Source organism: Ruegeria sp. YTSA072 (assembly GCF_059610285.1).
Window position 1 is genome coordinate 125,661 of record NZ_JBXWNI010000011.1, and the last position, 14,742, is coordinate 140,402.

A 14,742-nucleotide genomic window follows, 5' to 3' on the forward strand; every position below is an offset into this window, starting at 1 on the left:
TTGGCTGCAACCCGGTTCAGGCGCTGATTTGCTGCGCCTCTTGCCGCATCAGCGCATCCCGATCCACCGAGAAACGAACAATGGTGGCCCCGTTCTGCATCGGGCTGACCGTGCACAACACTTGAATACCGTTTCGCAGATAGATCACGCCTGACCATTCCGCGCGATTTTCCCGCGCCTCCACAAAATCGCGAATTTCGCCAAGGATCGGCGTTGCAGTGCAATTCTCCTGCCAGCTTTTGGTCACTTCAAGGACGGAGTCCGCGTCAAAGCCTGTGTCGCCTGTATCACCCCAAAGCTGTTGGTAGGCGAAATTGGTGAAAGCCAGTGTACCATCGTCACTGAAGACCGCGATGGCGTCGGCCAGTTTGTCCAGAATGGATTGCATCAAATCCATTTCTGACCGGAATCGACGGGTCAGAGTGATCTCGGCAGTGATGTCCTCGAACAGAAAAGCAACCGCTCCGTCCGGGTGCGGGCGTCCACTGACCGAGTAAACCGAGCCCGAGGGCAGGGACCAAGTTTCTTGATAGTTCCCGTCTTCTGCCGCTTCGAGAAGGTCATTCATCTGACTGCGCCAGCTTCTATAATTCTTGGGTTCCGGCATCATATGCTGATCCCGCAGGCGATCGAAAAAGCTGGACAGGCTGGGGCGGCAGCTTAGGAAATCCGGGGGCAGGGTGGTCAGGTCGATCAGGGCCGGGTTGAACAACGCCAGCTGACGGTTACGGTCAAAAATAGCTAGCCCGATGGACAGTTGCGCAAAGGTCTTGGTCATGGTCTGAACGAATTTGCGCTGCGCCATCTCCGCCTCGACGATTGCGTTAATGTCCACGGCATAAGACAAGTGCCCTTCGGGGTGATCTACCAATGTCAGATCGAACCACAGCTTGTTTTCACTGAACTCGGAGGAAATTGAGACCCGCGCCTTTGCACTTAGCCGTTGGTCGGCATCGGGGACCGGAAACAATGGTGCGGTCAGGTCCGTGTCCTGATCCCGTACTTTGCGCACCAGCGAAACATAAGCAGCATTGCACCAGCGCACATCGCCCTGATGATCCAACAGCCAGACAGGGTAGGGCGCTTTTTCCATGGCAAGGCGGTTTGGATCATTTGATGCGATTTGAGTTATCGAGGGGCAATCGGTACGGTCGCGCAGCTGAACGCGTACAATTCCGTCTATCCATTCGCACAGAACATCGCGTTCAACCGTGCAATCGATGGCTGGGATGACCAGGTTGCCTTCACGCCGGACCTGATCAGGTGTTTCGGGGAATGTTGGAAAATCCCTGTGCAGCAGCCGGCACAGATCGGCCCAATCACGGACCTGCTCGAACCCTTCCAACGCGATGTCCGAGTGACTGATAAGCCGGTCACTATCAAACAGGAATGCCGCATCAAACAAGGAGGCAGGTGAGGACAGCCCAAAGTTGTCCCCCCGTTCCCGCCTGCGGGGCAACAGCCACTGCACAGCAAGACTTGCGGAAACAAGGCCGATGATGGCCAGAATGATCCAGTCGACCATGCGCCCTCCGGTGCGCGAAACCAAGAAGCGGTACTATGCACCTTAATAGTTAACGGGGTCTTAACCAATGTTAGCCCGTGTCAGATCAGGTTTGGAAACGCTGGTTTACACCCGAAGGCACAGGCGTATCACCGGTTTGCGCATCCACAAGGTTACGGGGCCATGACACCTTGACGATCGCACCCCGGCGTTCGGGGTTATCCGACAGGGTTTGGTATGGGTCCGATCCGTTGGCGAAATCCAGCTCTGCTCCGCTGCGTTCAAGCAGCGTTTTGGCAATGAAAAGACCCAGACCCATGCCTTCATATTCCGGACGGGTCCTTTTTTCGGTCTCGCTGCGGCGGCGGCGCATGAAGGGATCGCCGATCCGGCCGATCATCTGCGACGGATATCCACGACCGTCATCCATGATGCTGACGGTGATCTGTTTGGTGGACCATTCCGCCTCGACCCAGACATTTCCGCGCGAAAAATCCACCGCGTTCTGGATCAGGTTGCGCAGGCCGTGAATGATCTCGGGCTTGCGCAGGATCGAGGGCTGCTGCACATCGCCATCCTCGGCCGGGCCTTCGAAGAAATGAACGGTCTTGCCTCGGTTGATATGCGGCTCGGCGGCTTCATGCACCACGGTCGAAAGCGGGGCTTGACGCAGATGCAGGTCGTCTTTGCCCGCCCGGCCCATGTCTCGCAGGATATCGCGGCAACGGTTCGCCTGTTCGCGGATCAGGGCGGCGTCCTCGATAAGGTCGGGCCGGTCATCCAATTCCTCAATCAACTCGGAGCTCGCCAGTTTGATCGTTGCCAGTGGCGTGCCCAGCTCATGCGCGGCGGCGGCGACCACGCCGCCTAGATCGGTCAGCTTCTGTTCGCGTGCAAGCGCCATGTGGGTGGCAGCCAGCGCTTCGGACATAGACTGCACCTCTGAGCTGACGCGATGCGAATACGCGCCCAGAAAGACAATTGCGATGACGATTGCGGCCCAGTTTCCGAACAGTAGAATATCTGGAATGTCCAGTTCCGCCCCAAGTGCGGTGCGCAAAGGCAGGTGGAATTCAGCCAGAAGCGTTGTCAGGGCAATGGCAACGCCGCCGATTATCAGGGTTGACCGGGTGCTCATGACGCTCGCGGAAATCGTGACAGGCCCCACCAGCAACAGCGCAAACGGGTTGTTCAGCCCGCCTGTAAGGTACAGCAAAATGGTCAGCTGCAGCAGGTCGAACAGCACCATCAGGAAGTTCTCGAACTCGGACAGGCGCTTGTTGCGGGGAAACAGCAGAATTGCAGTCAGATTCCCCATGACCGAGACGCCAATCGCCAGATAACAAAGCGTTGCGTCCAGCTGGATGTCATAAGTTTGCTGCGCGACGGTGATCGCTGTGATTTGGCCGAAAATGGCCACCCAGCGCAACAGGATCAGGGTGCGCAGCCGAATCCAGCTGCTGCGTTCCTGACCGCGCCATAATGTGATGTTGGAATTTGCCATCGGTCGATTATGTCCTGTTGCATCGGCTGAACTTCTTGATAGGTGTCCCGGCCGAAACGATCAACAACCCCTCTTACGTCAGGATTGATGTCATGGTCCGTCTTTATGCCATCCTCGCAACCGTTGTTCTTGCCGTGGGCCTGGGGGCCATGTGGCTGCTGACGCGCGGTGCCGGATCAGATGACAAGTTCGCACAATGCCGGACCAGTCAGATTGCTGGCGGAACGGCGGCCATCGGCGGGCCATTTGAACTGCTCAACGGCAAGGGCGAAACGGTCACCGACACCGATGTTATCACCGAACCGACGCTGGTATATTTCGGCTATACCTTCTGCCCCGACGTCTGCCCGTTCGATATGTCACGCAATGCCGAGGCCGTGGACATTCTGGCCGAGCGTGGCCAGTCCGTGACGCCCTTGTTCATTTCAATTGACCCGGATCGCGATACGACCGAAGTGATGGCCGATTATGCCTTTAACCTGGGCGGTAAGACTATCGCGCTGACCGGCACGCCTGAGCAGGTCAAGGCCGCCAGCAAGGCCTACAAAACTTACTACAAGGCCCATGACAAAAGCGATGAGTACTATCTGGTAGACCACTCGACCTTTACCTATCTTGTCACGCCCGAGGATGGGTTCATCGAATTCTTCAACCGGGACGACACCGCCGAGCAGATGGCCGACAAGGTTGGGTGTTTCCTCGACAAAATCTAAAAAACGACGGGTTGTTTGACCTTTGGGATGGCGCTGCTATTACTCATGTTTAAGCCAAAGGCGTGAAATAGCGGAAAGAACAGAATATGGCGGACAGCTCTGACCTCGACATCGGCCCCGATAAAACGCTGCTTTTGGTGGACGATGACGAACCGTTTCTGAGACGTCTGGCAAAAGCGATGGAAAAACGCGGGTTCGAGGTTGAAACCGCAGGTTCCGTCGCCGCAGGCCGCGCCATTTCCACCGCCCGCCCGCCCGCCTACGCGGTCGTTGACCTGCGTCTCGAAGATGGCAACGGTTTGGATGTGGTCGAAGTTTTGCGCGAAAAGCGCCCCGACAGCCGGGTTGTGGTCCTGACCGGATACGGTGCGATTGCCACCGCCGTTGCTGCGGTCAAGATCGGCGCCACGGATTACCTGTCGAAACCCGCCGACGCCACGGACATCACCAATGCGCTACTGGCCAAGGGCGACGAACTGCCCCCACCACCAGAAAACCCCATGAGTGCGGACCGCGTCCGTTGGGAGCATATCCAGCGGGTCTATGAGCTGTGCGACCGGAATGTTTCCGAGACTGCGCGTCGCCTGAACATGCACCGCCGGACATTGCAACGGATATTAGCGAAGCGCAGTCCGCGTTAAATCTCTTCAGGTCGGACCAAAGCGGATCTTTGCTTCGCTCTGGACGTGGAGACAGAAACAGGCGCACTATTTCGGGGGTATCGGCAAGGGTTGCTGATGCCCTTTGTCTTGTTTGCTGCGGAACGAGGAGTCTCTAAAAATGTCTGCACTAACCTTTTCACACATCGGAGTAACCGTTCCAGACCTGGAAAAAGCGGTAGAATTCTATTCTAAGGCATTTGGACTCTATGTGCTTATGGAGCCCACCGAAGTGCTGCATGACGATAGTGCCATAGGTCAGATGTGTGACGATGTTTTTGGAGAAGGCTGGGGTTCATTTCGGATTGCTCATCTTTCGATGGGGGATGGTATAGGTATTGAACTCTTCGAGTTTCCAAACACGATCGAAGAAGAGAGGCCGTTCGAATATTGGCGTCGCGGGTTGTTCCATTTTTGTGTTCAGGACGACAACCTTGAAGAGCGGGTCAAGATTATCGAAGAGCTTGGTGGAAAACAGCGAATGAAGCAGGTTCGCAAATACTACCCTGGCGATAAACCCTATCGCATGGTCTACATGGAAGATCCGTTTGGAAACGTATTTGAGCTATACAGCCATTCTTATGAACTAACCTATTCGGCCGGGGCATACGCGTGACTTGTTTGTTGGCAGACCACCAATCTGGTAGTTTCCGTGTTAAATAATTTGAAATAGTGATATGTGAATGCCGTCCAATTGCGGAGGATGGCATGAACAATCTCACGACGGCATTTCGAAGGGCTCTGTCAAACTACGCCAATTTCAATGGGCGTTCTTCGCGCCCGACGTTTTGGTGGTGGGTTCTGGCCGTTCTTCTCGTTCTTCTGGTGACGCGAATAATTGATGGCGCTTTGATCGCTCCGATGCTCGGATTTGGGGTGTTTGAGCCGAACGCCGGACAACCGCTTTCCGTTTTGGTTTCGCTTGGGCTTTTGCTTCCCAATCTGGCGATTGGAGCCAGACGTTTGCACGACATCGGACGAACTGGTTGGTGGCTGTTGATTGGCTTGATTCCGATAATCGGAACTCTGGTCCTGTTGTACTTCTACATTCAGCCAAGTGAGAGTGGTTCAAACCAGTTTGGAGAACCCGACGTCTTCCCCTGATTTGAGGGGTGAAAGTCGTCGTTTCAGGCTACAGTTTCAACAGCAGTTCTTCGCGCCGTTCAGTGTATGTCTGCCGCACCTCTGTCGGCGGGCGCAACGTGATCCCCAACCCCTCCATCACCGCTTTGTCCGGCCGCCCAAAATCCTTGAATGCCCTGGCCCAGGAAAAGTCTGCAATTGTGCGCCGGTCCTGACAGTTTAGTGACTTGATACCAGTACCACTTTGCCCGAGGTTCGGGCAGGGAATTCATCTTTCGTCACAATGGAGTAAATCAATGATCGGCTATGTGACCATTGGCGTTTCGGATTTGGAGCGCGCAAAAAGTTTTTATACGACACTGTTTGCCGACAAGGGCGCCAAGGTTGTGATCGACGCGGGGCGCATCGCTTTCATCGGCAATGACCCTTCAGCGCCAATGCTCGCCGTTTGCACACCCTACGATGGCGAAGCCTGCGAGACCGGTAATGGTGGAATGGTTGCTTTTGCAGCTGACTCCAAGGATGAGGCTAAGGCGCTCTACGAGAAGGCAATCAGCCTTGGTGCTACAGATGAAGGAGAACCCGGCCAGCGCGTCCCTGATCGGTTCTACGGCGCTTACGCTCGCGATCTGGACGGCAATAAGCTGTGTTTTTACGTCTTCAGCTAAAGCTGCGTCAGCAGAGCCATATGACGTTCCATATACGCCCGCCGCACCTCAACCGGCGGGCGTAACGTGATCGTCAACCCCTCCATCACTGCTTTATCTGGCCGACCAAAGAACTTTGTCGCCTCAGCCTCGGAAAATCCGGCGATCTGAGTCGCTTCCATCCAGGCGCTGATCTTGTCGGCTTTTTTGATCTGCCGTTTCACTGTTTTGGGCACCTCCGCCGGAAGGCCGAACCGAATGTGGATTGCGGCGGCCAAACGGTCATCCAGCGCGCCGTAATCGGGGCCAACGGCGGATTTGACCGGAGAGATCATATCTCCGATCACATATTCTGGCGCATCGTGTAACAGCGCGGCCAATCGCCATTTTACCGGGGCTTTGGGGGCAATCCGGCCAAAAAGCTCTTCAACCAGAAGGGAGTGCTCGGCCACGGAATAGGCATAATCGCCAGCGGTTTGCCCGTTCCAGCGCGCCACAAAGGCCAGACCGTGCGCGATATCTTCAATCTCGATATCCACGGGCGTCGGATCCAGTAAATCCAGTCTACGGCCGGAAAGCATGCGCTGCCATGCTCTGGGTTGTGTTGCCATTCTGCCATGCCTTGTGAACTAGGACACGTTAACTTCGCGCTTTTGTGCTATGATGTACCTGTCTGGATCACATGCTGCCAACATTTTATTGAGCTTTCGTGCTTTGAACCTGCACGTATCGATCCCGACATATGGACTGAGGGGGGCGTACTCCTTTCAGTTGTGCCCTCTCGAAATGAAACGCATATCGAAAGGAGCATGTTATGTTCAAACGTTTATTCGCAATAACCCTGACCTTCGGCATGGCCGCCACCGCACCGCCTGCCTTCGCCAAAAGCTGTGCACAACGCGCGGATGTGATCGCCAAACTGCAAAGCAGCTATTCAGAAGAGCTGGTCTTTGGCGGATTGCAGAAAACACGCGGCGCGCAGGCGGTGATGGAGGTTTGGACCTCAAAGGCAACCGGAAGCTATACGGTTCTGGTGACCCAGGCGAACGGCATTAGTTGTATTGTCGCCGTTGGCACAGATTTTTTTGAAGCGATACCAAAGATAGAGCTAAAGGGTGAACCAAGTTGATTTAGACGGACGGTTTACCCCCTTTCCGGCCATTCGCGTTGCCACCTGCCCCAAGGAATGCTAGGGGCTGCCCGGACTGTGATTTACCGGAAAATGGAGCACCTGATGGCCGGGGACTATATCGTTAAAGACATTTCATTGGCTGGGTTTGGCCGCAAAGAGCTGGACATCGCCGAAACCGAGATGCCGGGCCTGATGTCCCTGCGTTCAGAATATGGCGAAAGCAAACCTCTGGCTGGTGCGCGTATCGTCGGTTCGCTGCACATGACCATCCAGACGGCTGTTCTGATCGAAACACTGGTCGCGCTGGGCGCGGACGTGCGCTGGGCATCGTGCAACATCTTCTCGACGCAGGACCATGCGGCGGCTGCAATTGCCGAGGCTGGCATTCCTGTATTCGCTATCAAGGGCCAGACGCTGGAAGAGCACTGGGATTATCTGGACAAATCCTTCCTGTTCGACGATGGCCCAAACATGATCCTGGACGATGGTGGCGACGCGACATTGTACATTCTGCTGGGCGCACGTGCCGAAGCGGGTGAGGACATCATTGCTGTTCCGACGTCCGAAGAAGAAGAAGTCATTAAAGCGCAGATTGCCAAACGCATGGCAGCATCCCCGGGCTGGTTCACCAAGATGCGCGACCAGATTCAGGGCGTGTCCGAGGAAACCACCACCGGCGTGAACCGCCTGTATCAACTGGTGAAAGACGGCCAACTGCCGTTCCCGGCGATCAATGTGAACGACTCGGTCACCAAGTCGAAGTTTGACAACAAATACGGCTGCAAAGAATCGCTGGTTGACGGCATCCGCCGCGCCACCGACACCATGATGGCCGGCAAGGTTGCCGTGGTTTGCGGTTACGGTGACGTTGGCAAAGGCTCGGCCGCGTCGCTGCGCGGTGCTGGTGCCCGTGTGAAAGTGACCGAAGTTGACCCGATTTGCGCCCTGCAGGCCGCGATGGACGGTTTCGAAGTCACGCTGCTGGAAGACGAAGTCGCATCTGCCGACATCTTCATCACCACCACCGGCAATAAGGACGTGATCCGCATCGAGCATATGCGCGAGATGAAGGACATGGCGATCGTCGGCAATATCGGCCACTTCGACAACGAGATTCAGGTGGCCAGCCTGAAGAACCACAAGTGGACCAATATCAAGGAACAGGTGGACATGATCGAACTGCCCTCGGGCAATCGCATCATCCTGCTGTCCGAAGGCCGCCTGTTGAACCTTGGCAACGCAACCGGTCACCCATCTTTCGTGATGTCAGCCTCGTTCACCAACCAGGTTCTGGCGCAGATCGAGCTGTTCACCAAGGGCGATCAGTACAACAACGACGTCTACATCCTGCCCAAGCATCTGGATGAGAAGGTCGCGCGTTTGCATCTGGATCGCATCGGCGTCAAGCTGACCCAGATGGACAACGAGCAGGCGTCTTACATTGGCGTGAAGCCCGAAGGCCCCTACAAGCCGGAACATTACCGTTATTGAGTGCGAAAGAACGCATGAGTAAACACTTCGGACGCCGCCGATTCCTGTTATCGGCGGCGTCTTTTGTTTTCAGTATCGCCGTTGTCGCCATCCTGTTCGGAGGGGGCGGATGGTGGTTGCTGGCGCACCCGGAAACACCCGTGCCAACGCATTGGAACCCCCTGCGAGAGCTGAAAGTCACCGCGCCGGTCACGCCAATCACCCGGTTTCAGCTTAATCGCGCGCTGGCGAACGAAGTACAGTGCCGCGCCGCCTTGGCCGACGCCGGCGCGAACTTTGCGGCGATGGATGATCTGGTCGTGGATGAGAATTGCGGCATCACCGGGCGCGGCCTGTTGTCTGCGCTGGTGACAGCGGATGTAAATGCGGTCGAAACCAGTTGCGCGACCACTCTGCGGCTGGCCATGTGGGAACATCATGTAATTCAACCCGCTGCGAGAGATCTTTTGGGCACGCAGGTCAGTCGCTTGCGGCATGTGGGCAGTTACAATTGCCGCCAGATGCGTACCGCTCAGGGTCAGAGCAGTGGTTGGAGTAGCCATGCCAAGGCGGATTCCATTGATATTGTTGGTTTGCAATTTGCTGATGGGCGCAGCCTGACCTTGCTATCCGATTGGGGCGCCGAAGGACCTGAGGGTCAATTTCTGCGCCAGATCTGGCGCGGCGCATGTGATTGGTTTCGTGTGGTATTAGGCCCTGATTTCAATCGCTTGCACGCGGACCACTTTCATCTGCAGGGTCCCGGTTGGGGTTATTGCCGATAGGTCACCTTGACGGGTATTTAACGCAGTGACGGAAAGAAATCTCCGCGTCCTTGTGGTGTGAAATCCAGAATATTCCACAGGGGCCACGCCGCATCCACGTGCCGCGGATGCCAGTCACTGGGCTCGAAGAACAGCTCGGAACTCCAGAAATGGCTTATGCCGTCCGCATCGCGCTGAAAGATGTTCAGGATCGGCAGTTGGCTTCCATCCTCGGCCTCGGCGAGATAGTCGCGCTGATAGTCTGTGCCCAATGCAGAATAAAGCGGTAGATCATCCCACGACATTTCCGCTTTCAGCGCTGCCAGCCTTTCACAGGTGTTTTGCGCCACGACCGCAAAGGCGATTTTCTGCGATATATGGGCGATCTGTCCATTCAACCCGTCCAGAAAGGCAGAACACATCGGGCAAGGTGACTCTGCATCCGGCCCGTACATAAGCGAGTATATAGCCAAGGTGTCATGTGATCCGAACAAAGACGACAGCGGTGTCGGCGCACCCTTGTCTGACCGGAATACATAGTCCCGCGGAACTGCCCCGCCTTTGGGCAAACCGCGGCGCAGCTTTGCAACATTTTCAATCTGAGCCCGCAGTTCAGCCTCAGCCGACAGCAAGGTGTTTCGTGCGGTTCTGTATTGCGAAGTTTCGTTGGGTAGCGACACAGGCATTGTAGCCTCCTGGTTCTGGAACAAGCAACTTATTTAACCCTATTGTTAAATAAAGGGCTATCAAAATCAAGCCTCAGATCAGACCGGCAGGGTTTAGGGGGAATGCCGCTAATTTTTCCCTTTGTGCAAATTCCCGCTCCCGTTACCGTGTCTGCGGCGCTGGTATGGCCAAAAACGAGTTTCAACCGGGAGATAACCATGGGAAAACGCGACGACCTGATCGCTAAATATGCCGAGGACCTGAAGTCCAAATGCGGTATGGACGCAGATATGGATCTGCTGACCAAAGTCACAATCGGCTGTGGACCTGCAATTTATGACGCCGATGCATCGACTGTCGCGGCAACTCAGGAAGGTGAGTTGGAAACGGTCAAGAACAACTTCCTCATCAAAAAGCTGGGCCTGTCGGACGGACCGGAACTGATGGAAGCGATCAACAAGGCACTGGAAACCTATGGCATGTCCGAGCGTAACAAATACCGCGCCGTCGTGTATTACATGCTGACCAAGCACTTCGGCAAAGAGGCTGTTTACGGCTAATCCCGCCACACCTTTTTTGCAGCGCCCGTCAGATCCCTGGCGGGCGTTTCCAATTTTAAGTACTTGCCGTTTGAACCGCACCGCATGGATCGGTTAATGTCAGGACGTGACCAGGACGGTCAGAGCCAAAATTTCCATACGCGTGTGGTGAGTCGGGAGCACGCGGGGTAGGGAAGGTTCTGCATCTGTCAGGGCCTTCCCTTTAATCTGTTATTAAGTAGCCTGCGTGCCGCCCAGATCGCAGATCACCTGCCATTCCGCCTCGCTGACTGGCTGAACGGACAGGCGAGAGTTTTTGACCAACACCATTTCCCCCAAACGTTCGTCAGCTTTGATCTGGTCCAGCGTGACGGGGGTTGCAAACGGGTGAACGGCCTTGATGTCCACGCATTCCCAACGCTCATCATCCGTGGTGCTGTCGGGATGCGCCTCGGCGCAGACCTCGACAATTCCGACAATCGCCTTGTCCTTTTGCGAGTGGTAAAAGAACCCACGATCGCCAACTGCCATCTGACGCATGAAATTGCGCGCCTGATAGTTGCGCACGCCGTCCCATTCTTCGCCCGCATCCCCTTTTGCAACCTGCTGGTCCCAACCCCAGGTCGATGGTTCGGATTTGAACAGCCAGTACGCCATCAGCCTATGACCTTTTTCCACGCAATCAGGTCAACCGATTGGAACAACCCGGATTTTGCATAAGGATCGTTGTCCGCCCAATTTTGCGCGGCGGCCATGTCTTCGACCTCCAGAATGATCAACGAGCCGATCATTGCGTCGCCGTCCAGCAGCGGACCCGCCTGCGCAACGACACCCGTTTCCTCAATATAGGCCAGGTGGGCAGCGCGATTGTCCAGCCGGGTTTGCAGCGCGCCGTCCTTGTCACGGGCGATGAGAACGATCAGCATATTATTCCTCCTTCAGGGGTCGGTTGAGCAGGGCTCGGATAGCTTCGGTCACACTGTAGGCGCCACTGCTAAGGTCTGCCACCGTTGTACTGATTGGCATGTCCAGCCCTTCGGCGGCGGCAATTTCCGTCATGGCCCGCGCTGTAGCGACCCCTTCAACAGTGGTGTGGGTGTCGAACTGGATCTTCCGACCCAATGATAGGCCAAAGCGATAGTTTCGGGACAGTTCGGACGAACAAGTCAGGACCAGATCCCCCAATCCAGACAATCCCATCAGAGTGTCAGGTCGCGCCCCGCGCATCAGCGCAAAGCGCTGCATTTCTGCAAACCCGCGTGTCATTAAAGCGGCGCGTGCGCTGTCGCCCAACCCGGCCCCGATTGCAGCGCCGCATCCGATGGCCATTACGTTCTTCAAGGCGCCGCCAAGTTCCGCCCCAATCATGTCGGTGGTTCGATAAAGGCGCAGGTTGGCAGTGGTCAGGTCGTGTTGCAGCGTCAGACTCAGCGAGTCATCTGCGCAGGCCAAGGTTAGCGCCGTTGGCAGTCCGCGTGCAATGTCGTCGGCAAAGCTGGGCCCGGTCAGCAGGGCGGGTCGCGCATCCGGGATCGTTTGCTGGATCACTGAAATCGGCCCAAGCCCGGACGATAGCTCGATACCCTTGCAGCACGCCACCAAGGTTTTTCCGGCCAGATCAGAGGCCTGCGCTTGCAAGGCATCGCGCAATTTTTGCATGGGGACAGCTATCAGCAGAACATCAGCCTTGGTCGCCTGATCGATGTTCGATGTCACCGTGATATCAGCAGGCAAAGACACGCCAGGCAAACGCTGAGTGTTTTCACGTTCTGTCTGCATGTGCTGGGCCTGATCCTGATCTCGAGACCACAGCGTAACCGGCCCGTTCCCGGCCAGTGAAATGGCCAGGCTTGTGCCGAATGCGCCAGATCCCAGAACGGAAACGCTCATGCCTTGGCGCCTTTCTTGCCGCCGCCCAGCATCGCGGGGCTGGTTTTATCCAGCGGCCAGCGTGGACGGGCCGTCAGGTCCAGCCCATCGCGTGCGCCCAGGCGAAACCGTTCCATCCCGGCATAGGCGATCATGGCGGCATTGTCGGTGCACAGGTTGAGCGGCGGTGCGGTAAAGCGCGCGCCTTTTTCTGCGCAAACAGTCTCTAATGCGGATCGAATGGCGGTATTTGCGGCCACACCACCTGCGACGGCAATAACCGGCTCTGTAGGGTTTTCATCAAGATACCTGTCAATCGCGCGGCGGGTTTTCTCGGCCAGAGTATCGACGATGGCTTGTTGGAACCCGGCGCACAAATCGGCGCGGTCCTGACGGGTCAGGCCGCCCTTTTCGGCGACAATCTGATCCCGCATCCGCATCAACGCGGTTTTCAGCCCCGAAAAGGAGAGATCACATCCCGGCCGATCCAGCAGAGGTCGGGGAAACCGGAAACGCTTGGGATCGCCAGAGCAGCGTGCTTCAGTCTCCACAGAAGGACCGCCGGGTTGCGACAGGCCTAGCAGGCGGGCGGTTTTGTCGAACGCCTCGCCGGGGGCATCGTCGATTGTGCCGCCAAGGCGGGTAAATTGCTCGGGCCCGTGCGCGATAAGGTACTGACAATGCCCGCCGGAAACCAGCAGCATCAGGTAGGGAAAAGCGATGCCATCCGTTAACCGGGGCGTCAGAGCATGACCGGCCAAGTGGTTCACACCAATCAGGGGCAGGCCGGTCGCGGCACTCAGCCCCTTGGCGCACATGACGCCGGACATGACCCCGCCGATCAGGCCGGGACCCGCAGTGACGGCGATCGCATCCATATCGGACAGTGTCAGTCCTGCATCCTCTAACGCCTGCACCACACAAATATCCAGTTTTTCGGCATGGGCCCGCGCTGCGATTTCGGGCACGACCCCGCCGAATGCGCTGTGCAGCTCGGTTTGACCGTGAACAATAGACGACAGAACCTCGGCACCCGCACCATCGGATTGGCGCACAACAGCGGCGGCCGTGTCATCACAGCTGCTTTCCAATCCAAGAACGGTAAGTGTTTGCACCATAGGCCTGATCCGTTGCATCATGACACTCAAGCGGGGTATCACCCTGCGCGGACGCAAACAATCCCAAGGCCGAAGGCCCCGCCATTGTATTTGTTGATGACCCGCCCTCGCGCCGCCTCTGAAAGGTTTGTGGCACAGCTGTCGGACCGCGTCAGGTCGCGGGTGGATGTCATCTATTCTCCGATCCTGGAAATCCGACCCCTGAGGGTTGTGGTCGAAACGGACGGAATTCGCGGATTGATCTTTACTTCGGCCAACTCGGTCAATGCCGCCGCGTCGCTGGGCGTTAAACCCGATCTGCCCGCTTATTGTGTTGGTCCGGCGACCACTGGAACCGCCAAAGGGGCTGGATGGGATGCATTGATGGTGGGTAATACCGCCGAAGAACTGGTGGCCTACCTGTTGAAACACCGGCCTGAAAGCCCGTTGCTGCATCTCAGGGGTAAACATACGCGGGGAAATGTTGCCGGGCGTCTGACCGAATCGGGGCTGACGGTTCACGAACAGATTGTCTATCAACAGCGTTTGTTACCGCTGACATCCGAAGCGGCTGCGGCCACATCCGGTGACAGACCTGTTCTCGCACCGCTGTTTTCGCCCCGAACGGCGCGACAATTTGCCGAAATCTGGACCGGAACAGCACCTTTGTGGCTGGTTTCCATCAGCGAAGCCACGGCCGAGCCCCTTTATTCTTTGGACTATGAGCGCCTAAAGATCGCCAAAGAGCCGACACCCAAGAAAATGCGGAAAGCCGTGAAAAAGCTTGTCAAACACGCGATGCGGGTTGAGCGTGGAGAGACCACTGATTAACTTAGAGTGGCCTGTTATTCATATGAAATTGGATTCGATAAGGGGAACGTCGCGGTGGCTCGTAAGAAAAAGACCGATCAAAAGCCGGTGGAAGACCCCAAGTCGGACGAAACGGTTGAATTCACCTCGCAGCGTGATGAGACAGTCGTTGACGCGGATGAGTCGCTAGAAGAGACCCTTTCCGAAGCCGAAGCCGAAGCCGAAGCCGAAGCCGAAGCCGAAGCCGAAGCCGAAGCCGAAGCCGAAGCCGAAGCCGAAGCCGAA

Annotated in this window: 18 protein-coding genes and 1 pseudogene; 11 read left to right on the plus strand and 8 right to left on the minus strand. The window is 56.5% G+C overall.

Going from position 1 to position 14,742, the window contains the following annotated elements:
* Positions 1 to 16: 16 nt before the first annotated feature.
* Together AC2FIB_RS17370 and regB are read right to left on the minus strand one after the other, a co-directional pair.
* Entirely contained in the window at positions 17 to 1,525 is a 1,509-nt protein-coding gene (locus AC2FIB_RS17370; protein ID WP_496736562.1) for a PAS-domain containing protein, read from the minus strand.
* An 85-nt stretch (positions 1,526 to 1,610) separates the two neighbouring features.
* Positions 1,611 to 3,008: a sensor histidine kinase RegB gene (regB, locus tag AC2FIB_RS17375; RefSeq protein ID WP_496697628.1), complete on the minus strand. Its 1,398-nt coding sequence runs from the start codon at positions 3,006 to 3,008 to the stop codon at positions 1,611 to 1,613.
* Positions 3,009 to 3,100: 92 nt separating this feature from the next.
* Here regB and AC2FIB_RS17380 point away from each other — a divergent pair, with 92 nt between their 5' ends.
* The 5 genes from AC2FIB_RS17380 (at position 3,101) to AC2FIB_RS17400 (ending at position 6,131) form a co-directional block, all read left to right on the plus strand.
* A complete protein-coding gene (locus AC2FIB_RS17380; protein WP_058275262.1) occupies positions 3,101 to 3,721 on the plus strand; it encodes an SCO family protein in 621 nt (206 codons plus the stop codon).
* A gap of 86 nt (positions 3,722 to 3,807) precedes the next feature.
* Positions 3,808 to 4,362: an ActR/PrrA/RegA family redox response regulator transcription factor gene (locus AC2FIB_RS17385; protein ID WP_058275167.1), complete on the plus strand. Its 555-nt coding sequence runs from the start codon at positions 3,808 to 3,810 to the stop codon at positions 4,360 to 4,362.
* 139 nt (positions 4,363 to 4,501) lie between these two features.
* Positions 4,502 to 4,996, plus strand: a complete 495-nt coding sequence (locus tag AC2FIB_RS17390; RefSeq protein WP_058275168.1) for a lactoylglutathione lyase family protein — start codon at positions 4,502 to 4,504, stop codon at positions 4,994 to 4,996.
* Between the two features lie 92 nt (positions 4,997 to 5,088).
* Positions 5,089 to 5,484: a DUF805 domain-containing protein gene (locus tag AC2FIB_RS17395; RefSeq protein WP_496755522.1), complete on the plus strand. Its 396-nt coding sequence runs from the start codon at positions 5,089 to 5,091 to the stop codon at positions 5,482 to 5,484.
* 275 nt (positions 5,485 to 5,759) lie between these two features.
* Positions 5,760 to 6,131 (plus strand): VOC family protein, encoded by a 372-nt coding sequence (locus AC2FIB_RS17400; RefSeq protein ID WP_496842508.1) that lies wholly within the window; start codon positions 5,760 to 5,762, stop codon positions 6,129 to 6,131.
* Here the strand turns inward: AC2FIB_RS17400 and AC2FIB_RS17405 are convergent.
* A complete protein-coding gene (locus tag AC2FIB_RS17405) occupies positions 6,128 to 6,721 on the minus strand; it encodes an HD domain-containing protein (RefSeq protein ID WP_496736554.1) in 594 nt (197 codons plus the stop codon). The genes AC2FIB_RS17400 and AC2FIB_RS17405 overlap by 4 nt on opposite strands.
* Before the next feature lie 203 nt (positions 6,722 to 6,924).
* Here AC2FIB_RS17405 and AC2FIB_RS17410 point away from each other — a divergent pair, with 203 nt between their 5' ends.
* The 3 genes from AC2FIB_RS17410 (at position 6,925) to AC2FIB_RS17420 (ending at position 9,497) form a co-directional block, all read left to right on the plus strand.
* The gene (locus AC2FIB_RS17410; RefSeq protein ID WP_496736552.1) at positions 6,925 to 7,239 is read left to right on the plus strand and encodes a hypothetical protein; all 315 of its coding nucleotides are present in this window, start codon (positions 6,925 to 6,927) and stop codon (positions 7,237 to 7,239) included.
* Between the two features lie 105 nt (positions 7,240 to 7,344).
* On the plus strand, positions 7,345 to 8,733 hold the full coding sequence (gene ahcY, locus AC2FIB_RS17415) for an adenosylhomocysteinase (RefSeq protein ID WP_496726308.1): 1,389 nt from the start codon (positions 7,345 to 7,347) through the stop codon (positions 8,731 to 8,733).
* A 14-nt stretch (positions 8,734 to 8,747) separates the two neighbouring features.
* Entirely contained in the window at positions 8,748 to 9,497 is a 750-nt protein-coding gene (locus AC2FIB_RS17420) for an extensin-like domain-containing protein (RefSeq protein WP_496842510.1), read from the plus strand.
* Positions 9,498 to 9,514: 17 nt separating this feature from the next.
* Here the strand turns inward: AC2FIB_RS17420 and AC2FIB_RS17425 are convergent, their stop codons facing one another.
* Positions 9,515 to 10,162 carry a DUF899 family protein gene (locus AC2FIB_RS17425; protein ID WP_496842511.1) on the minus strand — a complete coding sequence of 216 codons (648 nt, stop codon included), beginning with the start codon at positions 10,160 to 10,162 and terminating at the stop codon, positions 9,515 to 9,517.
* Positions 10,163 to 10,360: 198 nt separating this feature from the next.
* Here AC2FIB_RS17425 and AC2FIB_RS17430 point away from each other — a divergent pair, with 198 nt between their 5' ends.
* Positions 10,361 to 10,702, plus strand: coding sequence for a DUF2853 family protein (locus AC2FIB_RS17430; protein WP_282153670.1), 342 nt, complete (start codon positions 10,361 to 10,363; stop codon positions 10,700 to 10,702).
* 213 nt (positions 10,703 to 10,915) lie between these two features.
* Here AC2FIB_RS17430 and AC2FIB_RS17435 read toward each other — a convergent pair whose 3' ends face one another.
* From AC2FIB_RS17435 to tsaD, 4 genes are read right to left on the minus strand one after another with little or no spacing between them, the layout of a single operon-like run.
* The gene (locus AC2FIB_RS17435; RefSeq protein WP_496842512.1) at positions 10,916 to 11,338 is read right to left on the minus strand and encodes an EVE domain-containing protein; all 423 of its coding nucleotides are present in this window, start codon (positions 11,336 to 11,338) and stop codon (positions 10,916 to 10,918) included.
* The gene (locus tag AC2FIB_RS17440; protein ID WP_496842514.1) at positions 11,338 to 11,607 is read right to left on the minus strand and encodes a YciI family protein; all 270 of its coding nucleotides are present in this window, start codon (positions 11,605 to 11,607) and stop codon (positions 11,338 to 11,340) included. The genes AC2FIB_RS17435 and AC2FIB_RS17440 overlap by 1 nt, the downstream gene beginning before the upstream one ends.
* 1 nt (position 11,608) lies before the next feature.
* Positions 11,609 to 12,571, minus strand: coding sequence for an NAD(P)H-dependent glycerol-3-phosphate dehydrogenase (locus AC2FIB_RS17445; RefSeq protein ID WP_496842515.1), 963 nt, complete (start codon positions 12,569 to 12,571; stop codon positions 11,609 to 11,611).
* Positions 12,568 to 13,668, minus strand: a complete 1,101-nt coding sequence (gene tsaD, locus AC2FIB_RS17450; protein ID WP_496842516.1) for a tRNA (adenosine(37)-N6)-threonylcarbamoyltransferase complex transferase subunit TsaD — start codon at positions 13,666 to 13,668, stop codon at positions 12,568 to 12,570. Before tsaD ends, AC2FIB_RS17445 begins: the two co-directional genes overlap by 4 nt.
* A 96-nt stretch (positions 13,669 to 13,764) precedes the next feature.
* Here tsaD and AC2FIB_RS17455 point away from each other — a divergent pair, with 96 nt between their 5' ends.
* Together AC2FIB_RS17455 and AC2FIB_RS17460 are read left to right on the plus strand one after the other, a co-directional pair.
* Positions 13,765 to 14,478: a uroporphyrinogen-III synthase gene (locus tag AC2FIB_RS17455; protein WP_496842517.1), complete on the plus strand. Its 714-nt coding sequence runs from the start codon at positions 13,765 to 13,767 to the stop codon at positions 14,476 to 14,478.
* A gap of 54 nt (positions 14,479 to 14,532) precedes the next feature.
* Positions 14,533 to 14,742 (plus strand): annotated as a pseudogene (locus AC2FIB_RS17460) (hypothetical protein); the annotation flags it as partial.

What these genes read in the sequence shown, in the direction of transcription:
- AC2FIB_RS17370 (WP_496736562.1), bottom strand. Translation starts at nt 1,525, where the DNA reads ATGGTCGACTGGATCATTCTGGCCATCATCGGCCTTGTTTCCGCAAGT.
- regB (WP_496697628.1), bottom strand. Translation starts at nt 3,008, where the DNA reads ATGGCAAATTCCAACATCACATTATGGCGCGGTCAGGAACGCAGCAGC.
- AC2FIB_RS17380 (WP_058275262.1), top strand. Translation starts at nt 3,101, where the DNA reads ATGGTCCGTCTTTATGCCATCCTCGCAACCGTTGTTCTTGCCGTGGGC.
- AC2FIB_RS17385 (WP_058275167.1), top strand. Translation starts at nt 3,808, where the DNA reads ATGGCGGACAGCTCTGACCTCGACATCGGCCCCGATAAAACGCTGCTT.
- AC2FIB_RS17390 (WP_058275168.1), top strand. Translation starts at nt 4,502, where the DNA reads ATGTCTGCACTAACCTTTTCACACATCGGAGTAACCGTTCCAGACCTG.
- AC2FIB_RS17395 (WP_496755522.1), top strand. Translation starts at nt 5,089, where the DNA reads ATGAACAATCTCACGACGGCATTTCGAAGGGCTCTGTCAAACTACGCC.
- AC2FIB_RS17400 (WP_496842508.1), top strand. Translation starts at nt 5,760, where the DNA reads ATGATCGGCTATGTGACCATTGGCGTTTCGGATTTGGAGCGCGCAAAA.
- AC2FIB_RS17405 (WP_496736554.1), bottom strand. Translation starts at nt 6,721, where the DNA reads ATGGCAACACAACCCAGAGCATGGCAGCGCATGCTTTCCGGCCGTAGA.
- AC2FIB_RS17410 (WP_496736552.1), top strand. Translation starts at nt 6,925, where the DNA reads ATGTTCAAACGTTTATTCGCAATAACCCTGACCTTCGGCATGGCCGCC.
- ahcY (WP_496726308.1), top strand. Translation starts at nt 7,345, where the DNA reads ATGGCCGGGGACTATATCGTTAAAGACATTTCATTGGCTGGGTTTGGC.
- AC2FIB_RS17420 (WP_496842510.1), top strand. Translation starts at nt 8,748, where the DNA reads ATGAGTAAACACTTCGGACGCCGCCGATTCCTGTTATCGGCGGCGTCT.
- AC2FIB_RS17425 (WP_496842511.1), bottom strand. Translation starts at nt 10,162, where the DNA reads ATGCCTGTGTCGCTACCCAACGAAACTTCGCAATACAGAACCGCACGA.
- AC2FIB_RS17430 (WP_282153670.1), top strand. Translation starts at nt 10,361, where the DNA reads ATGGGAAAACGCGACGACCTGATCGCTAAATATGCCGAGGACCTGAAG.
- AC2FIB_RS17435 (WP_496842512.1), bottom strand. Translation starts at nt 11,338, where the DNA reads ATGGCGTACTGGCTGTTCAAATCCGAACCATCGACCTGGGGTTGGGAC.
- AC2FIB_RS17440 (WP_496842514.1), bottom strand. Translation starts at nt 11,607, where the DNA reads ATGCTGATCGTTCTCATCGCCCGTGACAAGGACGGCGCGCTGCAAACC.
- AC2FIB_RS17445 (WP_496842515.1), bottom strand. Translation starts at nt 12,571, where the DNA reads ATGAGCGTTTCCGTTCTGGGATCTGGCGCATTCGGCACAAGCCTGGCC.
- tsaD (WP_496842516.1), bottom strand. Translation starts at nt 13,668, where the DNA reads ATGGTGCAAACACTTACCGTTCTTGGATTGGAAAGCAGCTGTGATGAC.
- AC2FIB_RS17455 (WP_496842517.1), top strand. Translation starts at nt 13,765, where the DNA reads ATGACCCGCCCTCGCGCCGCCTCTGAAAGGTTTGTGGCACAGCTGTCG.